Here is a 751-nt window from a genome sequence, read left to right as displayed (position 1 = left end):
GAATTCACTTCTTTAGATAATACTTCTTGACCTAATAAATTAAAGATACTAATAGAAGTTATATCTGAAGTATACTCCAAATTAAGCATATCTTTAACTGGGTTAGGATAAGCTTTAAAGTTAGTCAAGTTGAATGCAGAAGAGCTTAAAAGACCATTTACTTGAATACCAAAAGACCCTAGAGCTACACCTCCATAACTATCTACTTGGATGTAATAAGTTGCACCTGAAGTTAAGCCAGTTAATGATAAAAACGACCCATAAGATGTATTAACATCTCCACTGTCTTGGTCACAATCTATTTCAGCTGGTAAAGTAGATAAGTCTGAACAAGTAACACCTGTACCATCATAAACAGCTATTTCTGTATCTCCATCTTCTAATGTTCCACCTGCAAAATCTGTAGTGATTTCAACGGATCCTGATGCTGGAGAAACAAAGCTAAACCAAACTGAACCAGCAATACCTCCATTAAAACAACTTCCTTCTGGTTCATTAGCTTCCGATGTAGCAGCCACTAAAGTATAATCACTTCCTGTAGTTGCAGCTCCTAAGACAAGAGGTATAGCATTACATAAATCATTATTAGCAGGTGGTGAAGCTAAAGTGGTAAACATAAATGTTGACCATCCACTAAAAGTACCTGATCCACAATCTGTTCTAACATGAAAATAATAAGTTGTTGAAGAAGTTAGACCAGTAGCGTTATATGTTTCTGTTGTTAGGGCTGTTCCAGAACCTACTGGATCAG

Annotated in this window: 1 pseudogene; it reads right to left on the bottom strand. The window is 36.0% G+C overall.

Going from position 1 to position 751, the window contains the following annotated elements:
• Positions 1 to 751 (bottom strand): annotated as a pseudogene (locus FIA58_RS21160) (T9SS type A sorting domain-containing protein); the annotation flags it as partial.

Origin of the sequence: Flavobacterium jejuense, assembly GCF_006491595.2 — a bacterium.
In the GTDB taxonomy this organism is placed as follows: Bacteria; Bacteroidota; Bacteroidia; order Flavobacteriales; family Flavobacteriaceae; genus Flavobacterium; species Flavobacterium jejuense.
This window is presented reverse-complemented; position numbering and strand designations above follow the sequence as displayed.